This window comes from Sphingobium sp. TomMM35A (assembly GCF_054771735.1).
In genome coordinates, this window is record NZ_BSRC01000001.1 from 1,703,524 (window position 1) to 1,719,846 (window position 16,323).

Consider the following 16,323-nt stretch of genomic DNA (forward strand, 5'->3'; position numbering starts at 1 on the left):
CTCTCCCCTCTCCTCGCCCCGAAAATTTACCCTCTAGAGGGAATGAGAAATGAACGAACTGACGAACTTCGCGAACCCGGTCCAGAAGCCGGAAACCTTCGACCAGATCCAGATCGGCCTCGCCTCTCCCGAACGCATCCGCAGCTGGTCGTTCGGCGAGATCAAGAAGCCGGAAACCATCAACTATCGTACGTTCAAGCCCGAGCGTGACGGCCTGTTCTGCGCGCGCATCTTTGGTCCGATCAAGGACTATGAGTGCCTGTGCGGCAAGTATAAGCGCATGAAGTACAAGGGCATCGTCTGCGAAAAGTGCGGTGTCGAAGTCACGGTGTCGAAGGTCCGCCGCGAGCGGATGGGCCATATCGAACTGGCAGCGCCCGTCGCGCACATCTGGTTCCTGAAGTCGCTGCCCTCGCGCATCGGCCTGCTCCTCGACATGCAGCTCAAGCAGCTTGAGCGCGTGCTGTATTTCGAGAGCTACATCGTCACCGAGCCGGGTCTGACACCGCTCGAAAAGTTCCAGCTTCTGACTGAAGACGAGCTGCTCGACGCGCAGGACGAATATGGCGAGGACGCCTTCTCCGCAGGGATTGGTGCCGAGGCCGTCAAGCAGATGCTGATGGACCTCGACCTTGAAGGTGAAAAGGTCGCGCTGCTGGACGAACTGGCGACCACCAAGTCGGAGCTGAAGCCCAAGAAGATCATCAAGCGCCTGAAGGTGGTTGAGAGCTTCCTGGAATCGGGCAACCGCCCAGAGTGGATGATCCTGGACGTGGTGCCGGTCATCCCGCCGGAACTGCGCCCGCTGGTGCCGCTGGACGGCGGCCGCTTCGCCACGTCGGACCTCAACGACCTCTATCGCCGCGTCATCAACCGTAACAACCGGTTGAAGCGCCTGATGGAACTGCGCGCGCCGGACATCATCGTCCGCAACGAAAAGCGCATGTTGCAGGAGGCCGTCGACGCCCTGTTCGACAATGGCCGCCGCGGCCGTGTCATCACCGGCGCCAACAAGCGTCCGCTCAAGTCGCTGTCTGACATGCTCAAGGGTAAGCAGGGCCGCTTCCGTCAGAACCTGCTCGGCAAGCGCGTCGACTATTCGGGCCGTTCGGTGATCGTGACCGGTCCGGAACTCAAGCTGCACCAGTGCGGCTTGCCCAAGAAGATGGCGCTCGAACTGTTCAAGCCCTTCATCTACGCCCGCCTCGACGCCAAGGGTCTGTCCATGACCCTGAAGCAGGCCAAGAAGTGGGTCGAGAAGGAGCGCAAGGAAGTCTGGGACATTCTCGACGAAGTCATTCGCGAACACCCGGTCATGCTGAACCGCGCGCCGACGCTTCACCGCCTCGGCATCCAGGCGTTCGAACCCGTGCTGATCGAAGGCAAGGCGATCCAGCTGCACCCGCTCGTCTGCTCGGCCTTCAACGCCGACTTCGACGGTGACCAGATGGCCGTCCACGTGCCTCTCTCGCTGGAAGCCCAGCTCGAAGCGCGCGTGCTGATGATGTCGACCAACAACATCCTCTCGCCCGCGAACGGCAAGCCGATCATCGTTCCTTCGCAGGACATGGTTCTGGGTATCTATTACCTGTCCATGGAGCGCGAAGGCGAGCCGGGTGAAGGCATGCTGCTGGCCGACATGCAGGAGGTCCACCAGGCTCTCTATGCCAAGGCCGTGACGCTGCACTCGAAGATCATCAGCCGCGTGCCGCAGACCGACGAAAACGGTCAGCAGTATATGAAGCGCTTTGAGACGACCCCGGGCCGCATGCTGCTTGGCGAATGTCTGCCCAAGTCGCACAAGGTGCCGTTCGACGTGGTCAACCGCCTTCTCACCAAGAAGGAAATCGGCGACGTCATCGACCAGGTGTATCGTCACACCGGCCAGAAGGACACGGTGCTGTTCGCCGACGCCATCATGGCGCTGGGCTTCCGCCACGCGTTCCAGGCCGGTATCTCGTTCGGCAAGGACGACATGGTGATCCCGGATTCGAAGACCGCGATGGTCGACGAAACCAAGGCGCTGGTGGCCGACTATGAGCAGCAATATCAGGACGGCCTGATCACCCAGCAGGAAAAGTACAACAAGGTGATCGACGCCTGGAGCCGTTGCGGCGACCAGGTCGCGAACGCCATGATGGACGAAATCCGCGCCCAGCCCAAGGACCCGCAAACCGGTCGCATGGCCCAGATCAACTCGATCTACATGATGGCGCACTCTGGTGCCCGTGGTTCGCAGGCCCAGATGAAGCAACTTGCCGGTATGCGCGGCCTGATGGCCAAGCCGAGTGGCGAGATCATCGAGACGCCGATCATCTCGAACTTCAAGGAAGGTCTGACCGTCCTTGAGTATTTCAACTCAACCCATGGCGCGCGTAAGGGTCTGGCCGACACCGCGCTCAAGACGGCGAACTCGGGTTACCTGACCCGCCGTCTGGTCGACGTGTCGCAGGATTGCACGGTCGTCGAAGAGGATTGCGGCACCGAAAAGGCGCTGGAGATGAAGGCCATCGTTCAGGGTGGTTCGGTCATCGCCTCGCTTGGCGAGCGTATCCTGGGCCGCACCACGGCGCAGGACATCGTCGACAGCAAGGACGGTTCGGTCATCGTTCCGATCGGCACGCTGCTCGACGAAGCGCTGGTGGCGCAGATCGAGGCGATCGGCACGCAGGCCGTGAAGATCCGCTCACCCCTCATCTGCGAAAGCAAAATGGGTGTCTGCGGCAAGTGCTACGGCCGTGACCTCGCCCGTGGTACGCCGGTGAATATCGGTGAAGCGGTCGGCGTCATCGCGGCACAGTCCATCGGTGAACCGGGTACGCAGCTCACCATGCGTACCTTCCACATCGGCGGCGCGGCGAACTTCAACGAAACGTCGAACCTGGAAGCCCTGTCGGACGGCACGATCGAGCTGCGCGACATGCCAACCATCACCGACAAGAATGGCCGCCGCCTCAGCCTCGCCCGCAACGGCGAAATCGCGATCATCGACTCCGAAGGCCGCGAGCGCGAAACGCACCGCCTGCCTTACGGCGCCACCATCCTGTTCGCAGATGGCGATGCCGTGAAGAAGGGCGATCGCTTCGCTGAGTGGGATCCGTTCACCATGCCGGTGATCACGGAAAAGCCGGGCATCGTGAAGTATCAGGACCTGATCGACGGCAAGACGCTAACCGAGCAGACCGACGAAGCCACGGGCATCGCCCAGCGCGTCGTCACGGAACATCGCGGTTCCGCCCGTACCAAGGAGGATCTGCGTCCCCGCCTCACCTTGCTCGACGATCAGTCGGGCGAAGCTGCCCGCTACATGCTGGCGGTAGGTGCGACCCTGTCGGTCGATGATGGTGCGCAGGTGCAGGCTGGTGACGTGCTGGCGCGTGTCTCTCGCGAAGCCGCGAAGACCCGCGACATCACCGGTGGTCTGCCCCGCGTTGCCGAGCTGTTCGAAGCCCGCAAGCCCAAGGACAATGCGATCATTGCCAAGGTGTCGGGCCGCGTCCAGTTCCTCAAGGATTACAAGGCGAAGCGCAAGATCGCCATCAATCCCGAGGATGGCGGCGAGCCGGTCGAATATCTGATCCCCAAGAGCAAGGTGATCGACGTTCAGGAAGGCGACTTCGTGAAGCGCGGCGATAATCTGATCGGCGGTTCGCCTGATCCGCACGACATTCTGGAGGTGCTCGGCATCGAGCCGCTGGCCGAATATCTGGTCGCGGAAATCCAGGAAGTCTATCGCTTGCAGGGCGTGAAGATCAACGACAAGCACATCGAAACGATCGTTCGTCAGATGCTGCAAAAAGTCGAGATCACCGTGTCCGGCGACACCACTTTGCTGGTGGGCGAGCAGGTCGATCGCGAGGAAATGGACGAGATCAACGCGAAGCTTCCGGCCGGCTACCAGCCTGCCGAAGGCAAGCCGGTGCTGCTCGGCATCACCAAGGCCTCGCTCCAGACGCGTTCCTTCATCTCGGCGGCCTCCTTCCAGGAAACCACCCGTGTCCTCACGGAAGCAGCGGTTCAGGGCAAGAAGGACACGCTGGTTGGCCTTAAGGAAAACGTCATTGTCGGCCGCCTCATCCCGGCGGGCACCGGCGCTGGCATGAACCGCATGCGCGTTGCCGCCTCGTCGCGTGACGCGGCGATGCGGGCTGCTCTGCGGGCGTCGAGCCAGGTTGACCTGATCGCGCCTAAGACGGCCGCTGAAGAGCATGCCGCCGAACTGGCGCAGGGTCCGGAAGCCGCGATCGGAGACGATCCGTTGGCAGCTGTCCAGGGTGAAGACTTCACCACCCAGGACCTCGACTGACCTTTTGAAATGAAAGGAGCCGCTTCCTACATTGGAAGCGGCTCCCAAGCCCATCTACCCCACGAGGGATGATGAAAAGAGCCCGCCGGACGTGACAGCATGTCCGGCGGGCTTTTTCATGGCCGAAGTGCGCGGCATTTTTCCGGCGCAAGCCCCTTGACCAGCCGATCCAACCAGCCTATTTGCGCGCTTCCGATGCGGGCGACACCCGCCTTGGTGCCCGATCCTCTAATGGTAAGAGAGCGGACTCTGACTCCGTCAATCAAGGTTCGAATCCTTGTCGGGCATCCACTAAACAAGATGCTGCCAGTCTCTTGTATTGGCCTACCGGAACGCTAACACTCCGGCAAACTTACGGCACGGCGCGCTTCCCCTGCGCTCAAGGTCGCAGCACTCCTCCAGCGCTGTCAGCCGCGCAAGCTGGCTGCCCTGACCGTATCTTTTGAAGACAGGCGTAGCGGGACGCTAGATGATCATGCTGCGGGACGGAGCCCATTCACCTCTTCAGGGGTGATCGTCTTAGCGAGATGGACCAGGGATTTGACTGTAAAGGCCTTGAGTTGCGGCATCATCGCCTCCCACGGTCTGCCATAGCCTGCCAATATCGTTGATCCTTCGATCGACGTGTTGATAAACAGAGCCACGACGCTCACCTCCGCAGGCGACAGCGCGGGGTTCAGTTCGGCGATATAGGACGCCGTGAGGTCGTGCATATATTGATAGACCATCTCGATCCGTTCGGCGACGAACTGATTATGGTTCGCCATTGCCCACAATTCCGTGAACAGATGGGTCATCTTCTTGGTCTTGGTTTCATCGAGAGTGCCGCCGATGACGAGAGCCAGCGCTTCTTCAGCGGGTATGCCGCGGCGGGTAAGGCTGCTTCTCGCCTCCCCCACCGTCGGGGTGAGCAATTCTTCCAGCAGCACCTGGACCAGCATTTCCTTGCGGGGGAAGTGTCGGCTTACATTTCCAACCTTCATGCCGCATTGAGCCGCTATGCGGCGTAGTGTGAAGGCTGACGCACCTTCTTCAACCAGGACGTGCAGCGCGGCCTTCAATATCGCGTCAACCGTGTCGGAGCCGCGCGAATATACGCCGGGACGCGGAGGAGCAACGAGCTTCGCCTTTTTCACCTTTTGATCAGTCATACCCCTCCCGTAGCGCTGATTTTGAATGTTGAAAAGTTCAGGCAACATATCGTTGGATCATGAAATGTTGACATCCTCCAATTTGCGCTTGCCTAAGGTTGGAGGCAAAGGCTCAGATCACAACTCATCCCCTGACGCCCCAGCCTGGCTCGTACGAGATCAAAGCTTTACGAAGTTGACATACGACAACAATTAGTCAAGCCTTTTGGCGGCGGGACGGGAAGCCCGTCTGTGCACAAACTTTAGCAAAGGAACAAAAAAGACATGACGACCAATCGGCAGACTGACACGGCTTTGGACCCGATGTTCCTGCACCGCTGGTCACCGCGCGCTTTCGATGGCTCTGTCATGTCTGCCAAAGATTTGCGCACGATCCTGGATGCCGGGCGCTGGGCTCCTTCCTCCTTCAACTATCAGCCTTGGCGCTTTCTTTACGCGACGCGCGACGACGCGGCGAATTGGGATCGTTTCCTTGACCTTCTCATCCCTTTCAACGCGGTTTGGGCCAAGGACGCATCCGTGCTGCTGTTCATCCTGAGTGAGACGACGATGGGAGCGCCCGACAAGCCCAGCCACTCGCATAGCTTCGACGCGGGCGCCGCCTGGGCGGCGATAGCACTGCAGGCGCATCTGCTCGGCTATCATGCCCACGGGATGGTCGGGATAGACATGGAAAAGACGCGGACGGAACTCGCCATCCCCGACGGCTTCCGCATTGAAGCAGCGGTGGCGATCGGGCGGATGGGCGATCCTGCAAATCTCCCGGAAAAACTTCAGGCGCGCGAACAGCCAAGCGACCGCAAACCACTGGAGGAGCTGGCCTATTCCGGGAATTTCCGGACCTGATCCAGACTGAGGCGCCTGTCAGTTATTTAAGACGCCGCTATGGGGAGGCGCAATGCACCTCCCCTTTCGCTTGGCCCAGAAGCCGTCAGACACTGGAACTGACTGGACGGCCGTTCCACGCATGACGGCCAGGCGGCTCACATAAGCTGGACCACCTCGATCAGATTGCCTTCGACGTCCTTGACGAAGGCAACATGGACACCATGTTCAGGATCAGCTTGAACGGCCATCACGACAACGCCACCCGCAGCGACAGCATCTTCCACGAAGCGATGGATGTCGTCCGCGATGAACCCGAGGATAAGCGACTCTGTGGGCGATTTATCCACATCAAGGAACTTGGTCAGCGTGAAGTTCCCAGTCCCCGGCGGATTTGACTTGAAGTACAATTCCCGGATGGGACGGCCCGCAATATCTGCATCGGCCTGCGCCTCCTCTACCAACCCGCAGACCGCCCCGTAGAATGCCCCGACCTTGTCAAGGTCCTGCACGATCAGCTTAGTGAAGCCCAAGGGAATCACCTTATTCACATCATCCGACATATTTAACACTTTCCGGTTTCAACTTAGACATTCCCTCGAGCAACTTAACATTACCTCCCGAACGAATAGCGTAGACGAACCCCGTACATTCTGGGTTCTCCATATAGAGTCGCGGTGAACAGCTGACTATTGTAGGTATTGCTATTGCTCACCCGATACAGCTTGTTCGTCAGGTTGGTGGCGTAGAAGCCCACGTCCATACGGCTGCCCGCAACATTCCGCCAGTCGAGCGACAGGTTCAGCGTTCCGAAGGGTTCAAGCCGCTCACCCGGCTGATTTCCAGGAATGCTTGTCCCCGCCGTATGCTGCGCCGAGGTGTGCGAATAGTTGACGAACATCGCCAAGGTGCCGAGATCATTACCAAGGGGCTGCTCCGCCGATACATGGAAGCTGTAGATGTACGGTGACACATATTGGAACGGAATGCAGGCAAGGTTCACAGTCGCCGGAGCGCTGATGACATTGCCGGTGCAGTCCTGGGTCGGGCTGCTCGGCACAAACTCATATTTTTTATACTTCGCATCCGTGTAGCTGAACGTACCGCCGATCTCGACACCGGGGATCGGTCGCAGCGATGCTTCCGCTTCCACGCCCTGAATACGTGCATCGGCCGACAGGACCCTGGCGCCAGATGCGAAGGTGTCGGGGTTGAAGTCGCCTGTAGCGCGCTGAATACCCTTGTAGGTCAGATAATAATAGGTGCCGTTGAGGCGAAGCGGCATACCTGCCAATCGCACATCCGACTTGAACCCGGCTTCGTAGGAGGTGACAAACTCCGGTGGAAATGTCCGGGTACTCGTGAATACGGCGTTCGCGTTGATGCCGCCTGCCTTGTAGCCGCGGCTGATCTTCCCGTAAACCAGCAGCTCGGGTGAGAATCTGTAGTCTACACCGATATTCCAGGTTGGCTCTTTGGTTTTCAGATTTGCTTCAAATTGGCAGCCAGTAGCTTCTGTCGCTATCGAATTGTCGCTGAAACAGAAGAATGCCCCTGGGGCGAGTACCTGATACAGGGCAGCCGAGCCACGGACCCTATCCCAAGTATATCGAACGCCGCCTGTGATCTTGAGGTTCTGCAGTGCAGGCGAAACCAACCCTAAATCCAGTGTCGACTGCGCGTATAGCGCTTTCGAAGTGTTGGTGATCGCGTATCTGATATCATACACGCCGCAAACCAATGGATTGCCGGTGAACAAGGCCGGACAGAAGCCCGTCGCCCCCGCTCCCTGAGCCCCGGCTGGACGCTGATCATAATAGAACGCGCCTGCGGTAAAGGTGAGTTGCTTGTCGAACAAGTCGCCCTGGAGCTGCAGTTCCTCGGTGAACACCTTGATATCGTCGCGCGGCAGCCGCGTGGGAGAGGCGTTCTCGTAAACCACCGGGGTGCCGTCACCAGGAAGCGTCACAACGCCAGGAGCCGGATAACTCCTCGGGTCACCATCATCGAACTGGAAGATGGTGCCGTCACTATCGACGGCATATGTCGTCTTGAAACGTTGATAGCTGATGATGTTACGCAGCGTCAGTTCTTCACTCAGATTGAGCGTCGAAGTGTTGGTGACACCCCAGGTTTTTGTCCTCTGGAACGAATTGGTGCCGTGCGCCGTCTCCCTTGGACCACGCGCGGCTGCTTCGGCGCTAGCCGCTCTGTATACGTCGCACGATGCACTGAAGCGAGGGATTGTAGGCCCTTCGACGCAGAAAGGAAGGCCGACCAGACTGGTGGCCGCGAGTCCCGGAACGTTGAGATAGGTGTTGACCGTACCAGTGCCATGCGTCCGGGAATTCGCCCCGTAGGCCATGGTGTAGTTTTCGAAATTCTCGGTCGGCCGCAGCGTCAATCCAACGCGGCCGGAATACCAATGCAAGTTGTCACGATCGGTGTTCCAGACCACATCCCGCGTGTAGCCATCTCGATCCTGATAGGCTCCGGCGGCCCGTAGCAGGACTTTGTCATCCACGATCGGGATGTTGATCGCGCCTTCCAGTTCCTTGTTGTCATAGTTACCGAACTTGCCTTGAACGTAGCCTTCAAAGTCGTTCGTCGGCTTCTTCGGTACAAGCAGAACCGCGCCGCCAGTCGTATTACGTCCGAATAATGTCCCTTGCGGCCCGTTCAGGACCTGGACATTTTCCAGATCTACGAAATTACCGGCGCCGCCCTGTTGAGGGATGGAAATCGGCGCAGGCAGCGGCACTTCGTTCAAATAGACAACAACGCCCGGAGACGCCTGGAAAGTCGCACCCTGCCCCCGGATCGTAAAGCTTTGCGCTTCACGTGACGGATTGCCATTGTTGCCGACGACAAGCGAGGGAACGGTCGCCTGCAAATTCTGCGGCTGCGTGATGCCCTGCTGCTGAAGGCGCTCTGGCGAAAATGCCGTAATCGCGATGGGCACGTCCTGTGCACGCTCGTCGCGGCGTTGCGCGGTGACCACGATGTCGGGCGAAGACTCCAGGTTCTCGTTCGAACCTGCGGACGATTGGGCCTGCGCATGCGCGGCTCCGGCGACCCACAACGCCGTCACCCCGGCTCCGCACAGAAGCTTCAAGCTGTTTTTCACTGTTCGCATCATTGCTACTCCCCATATGTAGCAATGCCCCCTCCATATGGGACATCGCGGCCCCCGGCAAAGTTGCCGGTTCCGATCGGCGATTGGGCATTTATATTCGTTCAGTCAGAAACTTAACCGACTGCGCACCGCTACATTCGCCACCTTCAATAGTTGACGTATTTCAACCGTTGTCAAGCTGAATTTATTTGCACAGCTCGTTGTTCTACAAGTCTCCGCCGGTCCGGAAATGCTGTAATATTATTATCGTCGCCGACTCCCATTTTTGGACAGACCAAAACGAAAATGGCGGGCCGCAAGGGCCCGCCATTCACTCGATCTTGCAATGTACCGTTTGCCGTAATCAGGCGGCGAGCGGCGCTTCGTCCATGTCGGCCGGAATGTTCGTCGGGCCATTCACAGCGAAAACTTGGGAAAGCATGCCGATGAAGGCGCGATCGGTCAGCGGATCGGTCGGCGTTTCGAACTGAGCGCCGCGCTTGCGGGCTTCGTCCATCAGCATGTTCAAAGCCTTGTCATGCGTGATGTCGTCGGTGTGATCGAACGTCCGCTTCAGGTCGGCCATATCCATGAACACTCGTGCACCCCAGTGGACGAGCAGGCGCACTTCGTCTGCCGGCAACTGCTGATTGATCACGCCGTTGGTCTCGATCCGCCAGCCGCCTTCGACCGTCGGATCAGGCGCCATCACGCTGCTGATATCCAGCCCTTCGGAACGACGCATGGCAAGCGGACCGGTCGCCTGAGCATGATGGAACATCATCTCGTTTTCGGCAACGACAGCGCGACCCCACATAGGCGCGGTGATCTGCTTGGGTTCGCCGCGCGGACCGTCCGGCCAATAGTTGAAGCCGCCGCCGATATTGCCCTTATAATACCAGCCGGTAACCTGCATCTTCTTGCTGCGCCAATGTTCGAACAGGCGAGACTTCGCCATCGTCAGGAGAAGCCAGATCGGCGTGTTTTCCATGGTCATGCCGCGGAACACCGTGCCGTCGAGATGCGGCGGTCCACCGATGATGGTCGGCCCCTGAATGTTGATCAGGAACGTCTCCGGCTCCGCATATTGGGCGCCCCAATAGTTGCGCGCCATTTCGAGGAACTTGGAATTATAATAGCAGTCGTTCAGTTCAGGATAGAAGCAGACACCCTGCCGGGCGATATACCCGCGAAACGTCCCGCTACCCTGCAGGATCATGTCCCAGGTAAGGGTCATACCTTCAGGAATGGTGCCGCCGACCGCAGCAATGACTTCTTCCGGCGACTTGAAGTTCTCGGCGAGAATAAGCGGCCAGGGGCCATTCTCCCGCACGACCTTGAATATCCGCTGACGCTGATCTTCCGTATACGCGTTTTCGATCACATAAGGCGGCGCAAACGGGCGAAACTGGTCGGCAATGTCGGTGGTCATCAGGCACTCCATTGATTAAGCACGTTTCGCTCAAATCGTCCGCGCAAAGCGGCTCGGCCCGTCGCGATTCGAGCGGATGCGGACGGAATTTTGGACCATAAGTTGACGGTCGTCAACTGTAGCCAAAATGGGAGAATTTTCATGGTTTCGGCCTTTTGAACGGAACTCTCGCAGAATCGTTGACGATGGTCAACTTTAATCCCACCGTGGTCGGATGAGGATGGCCGAGCGCCACTAGCAATCGGAGCGAAGACAAGAGCTATGGGGCTGCAGATATTGGATCCTGACTGCACCGTGGAGGAGATCGTCGCCGCCATGGACCGTGACGGCGCGTGCATCATAAGGGACATATTGTCGCCTGACCGGCTGAAGACTCTTCAGGAGGATGTCGCGCCGTGGATCGCCCAGACTCCGGACGGGCTGGATGATTGGTCCGGTCGTAAGACCAAGCGCACGGGTGGATTGATCGCCCGATGCGCGAGCGTGCGCGAGATCGCGGTCGAACCGCTGATCCTGGGCACGGCAAATGCGACGCTTGGGCGTTTCTGCTCGAAGATTCAACTCAACATCACGCAACTGATCACCATCATGCCCGGGCAAGGCGTGCAGCCGCTGCATCGCGACAGGTTCGTATGGGGCGGCGACGATAGCGGCGGCGTCATTCCCGAAGGCATTGAGCCTCAGTGCAACGGCATCTGGGCCGTGGAAGATTTCACGGAGGATAATGGTGCGACGCATATCGTGCCGGGCAGCCATAAATGGCCGTTCAGCCGCCAGGCGCGCAGGGACGAAAGCATTCAGGCCGTCATGAAAGCTGGCTCCGTCCTGCTCTACAATGGCAGCGTCATTCATGGCGGCGGGGAAAATCGGAGCGACAAGCCCCGCAAGGCCCTCAACGTCACATATACTCTGGGCTGGTTGCGGCAGGAGGAAAATCAGTATCTGTCCTGCCCGCCCGAGATCGCGCGGAATTTCGACCAGGAGTTGACCGACCTGATCGGCTACAGTTTCGGCAACTATTCGCTGGGTTTCTACACCGATCCGCTGAAAGCACCCGAGCGTAGCGACATCGTACCGCCTGAGGCGGCGCTTGGCCGCTTCCCTCGAGAAATTCCCAAGATGGCGACAACGGACGCCGTGGCGGAGCCAAGCTGATCAACTCCTGAAGCCGTTTTCAACGGCTCCGGGGTCCGGTGGAACGCGGGCTGAGGGCGTCGCGCATCGCGACGCTCGAGTTGATCCGAGCGACGCCAGGCATACGCGACAAAACCTCGCTGTGAATGATCTCATAAGCGGCGACACTTTCCGTTTCGACACGCAACCAATAATCTGTGCCGCCCGCCATCAGGAAACATTCGCGGATTTCCGGACATTGCCGCACAGCATGTTCGAAGCGCGCGAGATAATCCTCCGTCTGCCTGTCCAAGGTCACTTGAACCAATATGTTCACGCTGGTCTCACCGACCCGCAAAGGGCTGGTCAGCACGGTATAGCCGCGGATCACACCTGCATCTTCCAGCAATTTGATCCTGCGGTGGCAACTTGATGGCGACAGGCCCACCTCTTCGGCGATCTCCGAATTCGGCCGCCTCGCGTTCAGCCTCAGCAAACGCAGAATCGCACGGTCAATCTGATCCAAGCCAATGGCCATTCTATTCAAAAACCTCGAACATCCTTCCTCAATCGGCATCATCTTAGAACAAATCACGACATTTTGGTGAAAAAAGCTGCGTCGCCCCGGTTAGAAAAACAGATGAAGGGGTATCGGCATGACACCGGTGGATTGCGCAGGCGCACTGTTAAGCATCGATTTGAACACGCTGGTGGAAAATTACCGGCTGATCGCCCGTCAGGTTGCGCCTGCCGAGGTCGCCGGAGTGGTCAAGGCCGATGCCTATGGCACCGGCGCTTCCGCCGTGGCAGCCGCCCTGCTGGAAGCTGGCTGCCGCCGCTTCTTCGTGGCGCAGCTGGAAGAAGCCATCGCGCTCAAGCCGGAACTGCCCGACTCCGTCCAGCTCTTCGTCCTGAACGGTCTTCAACCGGGGGCGGAGCGGCACTGCCGGGATGCGGCCGCCATCCCGGTTCTCAATTCGCTCGACCAGATCAGGCGCTGGTCCCAGCAGGCGCAGGCTTCGGGCCGCACCCTGCCCGCCGCGCTTCAGGTGGACAGCGGCATGGCGCGGCTCGGCCTATCGCCGGACGAGGTCCGGGCACTCCTTGCCGACCGGTCGCTTTTGGACGGTATCAAACTGGTGCTTATCCTAAGCCACCTCGCCTGCGCCGATGATCCTTCGTCCGCGTTCAATGACAAGCAGGTTGCTGCCTTCAACGATTTTACGCGCCATTTCCCTGGCGTCGCGCGCTCTCTCGACAACAGCGGCGGCAGTTTCCTTGACCACCAGCATTATGAGGTCGTGCGCGCGGGGATCGCCCTTTATGGCGGCGCGCCGCAGAACGGCGCCAATCCGATGCACCCGGTCATCTCGCTTGAGGCGCGCATTGCACAACTCCGCACGGTCCGTCCGGGCACGGGCGTGGGATATGGCCTCAGTCACAGGGCTGAGCAGACGTCCCACATCGCGACGATCCCGGTCGGTTATGCGGACGGATGGCCGCGGCACCTCAGCAATCGCGGCTCGGCGTTCATCGGCGGCATCCGGGTGCCCATCGTCGGCCGGGTGTCGATGGACAGTATCACCCTCGACGTGACGCATGTCCCCGACATGCTGCTCTATCCCGGCGCGCCTGTCGAACTGCTCGGCCCGCATCAGTCGATCGACGATGTCGCGGCTGATGCGGGGACCATTTCCTACGAAATCCTCACCCAGCTCGGCCACCGGTATCGTCGTGAGTACCGCCTCGCCGAGCCTGCCGAGCAAAAGCGGAGTATGACAGCATGAAGGTCGCGATTCTCGGCAGCGGGGTCATTGGCGTGACGTCGGCCTGGTATCTGGCAAAGGCTGGGCATGAGGTGGTTGTGATCGATCGCCAGTCGGGCCCGGCCCTGGAAACCAGCTTCGCGAACGCGGGAGAGATTTCCCCCGGCTATGCCTCGCCCTGGGCAGCTCCAGGCATTCCGATGAAGGCGATGCGCTGGCTGTTCATGCAGCATGCGCCGCTCATCGTCCGCCCCACCTTCGACGCTGCCATGTTGCGCTGGATCGTGGCCATGCTCGGCAATTGCACGGAAAAGGCCTATGCGGTGAACAAGAGCCGCATGGTTCGCCTGGCCGAGTTCAGCCGCGATCAGCTTATCGCCCTGCGCCAGGAAACCGGCATCTCCTATGACGAGCGCAGCCAGGGCACGCTCCAGCTGTTCCGCGAGCAGAAACAGCTCGACGGCATCGGCAAGGACGTCGCCGTGCTGCAGGCCGACGGCGTGCCGTTCGAGATACTCGACAAAGCAGGCTGCATCGCCGCCGAGCCGGGCCTCGCCAACAGCCAATCGCCGATCGTCGGCGGCCTGCGCCTGCCCAATGACGAGACTGGGGATTGCTTCAAATTCACCAACGCGCTCGCCGATATGGCGAAGGCCGCCGGTGTCACCTTCCTCCACGATCACAAGATCAAGCGCCTCGTCCAGGGCAAGCGCGGCATCAATCATGTCGAGACGGACAAGGGGCCGATCGACGCGGACGCCTTCATCGTTGCTCTCGGCAGCTATTCGCCCCTGCTGGTGGCGCCGCTGGGGATCAAGCTGCCCGTCTACCCGGTAAAAGGCTATTCGATCACCGTTCCCATCACCGCCGCAGAGCGCGCCCCTGTGTCCACGCTGCTTGATGAAAGCTTCAAGGTTGCGATCACCCGCCTGGGCGATCGCATCCGCGTCGGGGGCATGGCGGAGCTGTCGGGCTTCTCGACCAACTTGCCCGGCAAGCGGCGCGACACGCTGGAATATTCGGTAGGCTCGCTGTTCCCCGCGGCCGGAGACCTTGGCAAGGCGAGCTTCTGGTCCGGCCTGCGCCCCATGACGCCAGACAGCACGCCTGTCATCGGCTCTACGCACATCCCGAACCTCTACCTCAACACAGGTCATGGCACGCTTGGCTGGACCATGGCCTGCGGCTCGGGCCATGTGATCGCCGACATCGTCTCCAACCGGAAACCGGCGATTGAAACGGGCGATCTATCGATTGCGCGCTATCGTTAAACAGGACTGCCGCTAGCCCACATTGATCCGGCGGGCGGTCCGTCAGCCCCTACGGCACCATTTGCCATGTCGGTCGTTCGACTGCGATGGCGACCATTTCCCAACATGCTGCGGCCCCTCACCTCCCCGCTCTGGAAAGTGCCGGACCGGCAGAAAGGCGGAGAACCGCTAATAGATTGCTGGAAACAGGCTGGTCGAAAGGATGGCTCGATCGCCCCACGCTCGATCCTGACGAACTGATCGGGGCAGCCTGCAAAGCAAGCAAGACGGGAAATCTGCACGATGGCTGCTGGCGCGACCGGCTGAACATCCTGGCGTCGGCTTTGGAGAGAGAGGCATCGCTCAACAATCTGGGCCGCGTGATCGCGCATGGCCAGATCACCGCCGCGCTGCTTAACAGGGCACGGATGCAAGCCTTATGGGCGCGCCATCCGGAAATCGGCGACATCAAATTGCAGCCGCCGATCCTGATTGTCGGCCAGATGAGATCCGGCAGCACGCGCATCCAGCGCCTCCTCGCCTGCGACCCCCGGCTCACCTTCACACGATTTTACGAAAGCTGGAATCCGCTTCCCCGCTTTTGGGGACTAGCGCATGCCGATCGTGTGATCCGCGCGGCAGTGGCGCTCTCCTGCGCCCACTTCTTCAATCCCGCGTTCCGCCATATCCATCCGACCGGCGTCCATCATGCGGAGGAGGAGATGGGCCTTCAGAACATCTCCATGTTCGGCTCTGCCTTTGAAGCGCAATGGCGCGTCCCAAGCTTCACCGCCGCCGTCGAAGATGCCGATCCGGCGGCTGCCTATGCGGAGTTCAAGCGGCTTCTGCAGACCATCGCCTGGTTCCGGCGGCGCGCCCCTTCACGGCCGTGGCTGCTCAAACTGCCGCAATTCGCGCAGGATATGGACGCAGTGCTGGCCACCTTTCCCGGAGCGCGCGTCATCCGCTTGCATCGCGACCCCGAACCCCTCATCGCCTCATCCGCGTCCCTGGTGCACAACCAGATGAGTCTGCAATCGGATGATGCTGACGCTCGATGGATTGGCCAGGAATGGCTCCGCAAGACCGCCCTGCGGGAACGCCGCCTCAACGCAGCTCTTCGCCGCTCAGCCGTGCCGAGTGTGGACGTACATTATGATGCCGTGAACCAGGATTGGCGCGGGCAGATTGCACGGATCTACAAGTTTCTCGACATGCCTCTTCGGCCGAGCATAGAGCAAGGCATGAGCCGCTTCATAAAAGGGAAGCGTCACAAAGAGCTTCGCCGCCACAATTATGATCTCGGCCAGTTCGGTCTCAGCCGCATGGACATCCACCAAGCCATGACGGAAGGAGGTTAGGCCG

General features: G+C 59.9%; 11 protein-coding genes and 1 tRNA gene. 7 read left to right on the plus strand and 5 right to left on the minus strand.

Going from position 1 to position 16,323, the window contains the following annotated elements; genetic code table 11:
* The first annotated feature begins 49 nt into the window (after positions 1 to 49).
* Both rpoC and ACYU8T_RS08465 read left to right on the plus strand, forming a co-directional pair.
* Entirely contained in the window at positions 50 to 4,306 is a 4,257-nt protein-coding gene (gene rpoC, locus ACYU8T_RS08460; protein ID WP_461159099.1) for a DNA-directed RNA polymerase subunit beta', read from the plus strand.
* Between the two features lie 217 nt (positions 4,307 to 4,523).
* Positions 4,524 to 4,597 (plus strand) — tRNA-Gln (locus ACYU8T_RS08465).
* Between the two features lie 182 nt (positions 4,598 to 4,779).
* Here the strand turns inward: ACYU8T_RS08465 and ACYU8T_RS08470 are convergent.
* The gene (locus tag ACYU8T_RS08470; RefSeq protein ID WP_461159100.1) at positions 4,780 to 5,457 is read right to left on the minus strand and encodes a TetR/AcrR family transcriptional regulator; all 678 of its coding nucleotides are present in this window, start codon (positions 5,455 to 5,457) and stop codon (positions 4,780 to 4,782) included.
* A 264-nt stretch (positions 5,458 to 5,721) separates the two neighbouring features.
* Here ACYU8T_RS08470 and ACYU8T_RS08475 point away from each other — a divergent pair, with 264 nt between their 5' ends.
* A complete protein-coding gene (locus tag ACYU8T_RS08475; protein WP_461159101.1) occupies positions 5,722 to 6,303 on the plus strand; it encodes a nitroreductase family protein in 582 nt (193 codons plus the stop codon).
* 137 nt (positions 6,304 to 6,440) lie between these two features.
* Here the strand turns inward: ACYU8T_RS08475 and ACYU8T_RS08480 are convergent, their stop codons facing one another.
* The 3 genes from ACYU8T_RS08480 to ACYU8T_RS08490 form a co-directional block, all read right to left on the minus strand.
* Positions 6,441 to 6,833 carry a VOC family protein gene (locus ACYU8T_RS08480; protein WP_461159102.1) on the minus strand — a complete coding sequence of 131 codons (393 nt, stop codon included), beginning with the start codon at positions 6,831 to 6,833 and terminating at the stop codon, positions 6,441 to 6,443.
* Positions 6,834 to 6,895: 62 nt separating this feature from the next.
* A complete protein-coding gene (locus tag ACYU8T_RS08485) occupies positions 6,896 to 9,421 on the minus strand; it encodes a TonB-dependent receptor (RefSeq protein ID WP_461159103.1) in 2,526 nt (841 codons plus the stop codon).
* 340 nt (positions 9,422 to 9,761) lie between these two features.
* Complete coding sequence (locus ACYU8T_RS08490; RefSeq protein ID WP_247230521.1) at positions 9,762 to 10,829, minus strand: hypothetical protein; 1,068 nt, start codon at positions 10,827 to 10,829, stop codon at positions 9,762 to 9,764.
* Between the two features lie 261 nt (positions 10,830 to 11,090).
* Between ACYU8T_RS08490 and ACYU8T_RS08495 the strand changes: the two genes are divergently transcribed.
* Positions 11,091 to 11,984: a phytanoyl-CoA dioxygenase family protein gene (locus ACYU8T_RS08495; RefSeq protein WP_097092201.1), complete on the plus strand. Its 894-nt coding sequence runs from the start codon at positions 11,091 to 11,093 to the stop codon at positions 11,982 to 11,984.
* A gap of 19 nt (positions 11,985 to 12,003) precedes the next feature.
* Here ACYU8T_RS08495 and ACYU8T_RS08500 read toward each other — a convergent pair whose 3' ends face one another.
* Positions 12,004 to 12,480: an Lrp/AsnC family transcriptional regulator gene (locus ACYU8T_RS08500; protein ID WP_461159781.1), complete on the minus strand. Its 477-nt coding sequence runs from the start codon at positions 12,478 to 12,480 to the stop codon at positions 12,004 to 12,006.
* 118 nt (positions 12,481 to 12,598) lie between these two features.
* Between ACYU8T_RS08500 and alr the strand changes: the two genes are divergently transcribed.
* The 3 genes from alr (at position 12,599) to ACYU8T_RS08515 (ending at position 16,319) form a co-directional block, all read left to right on the plus strand.
* On the plus strand, positions 12,599 to 13,729 hold the full coding sequence (alr, locus tag ACYU8T_RS08505) for an alanine racemase (protein ID WP_461159104.1): 1,131 nt from the start codon (positions 12,599 to 12,601) through the stop codon (positions 13,727 to 13,729).
* Positions 13,726 to 14,979 (plus strand): D-amino acid dehydrogenase, encoded by a 1,254-nt coding sequence (locus tag ACYU8T_RS08510; RefSeq protein ID WP_461159105.1) that lies wholly within the window; start codon positions 13,726 to 13,728, stop codon positions 14,977 to 14,979. The genes alr and ACYU8T_RS08510 overlap by 4 nt, the downstream gene beginning before the upstream one ends.
* 86 nt (positions 14,980 to 15,065) lie before the next feature.
* The gene (locus tag ACYU8T_RS08515) at positions 15,066 to 16,319 is read left to right on the plus strand and encodes a sulfotransferase family protein (protein ID WP_461159106.1); all 1,254 of its coding nucleotides are present in this window, start codon (positions 15,066 to 15,068) and stop codon (positions 16,317 to 16,319) included.
* Positions 16,320 to 16,323: the final 4 nt, after the last annotated feature.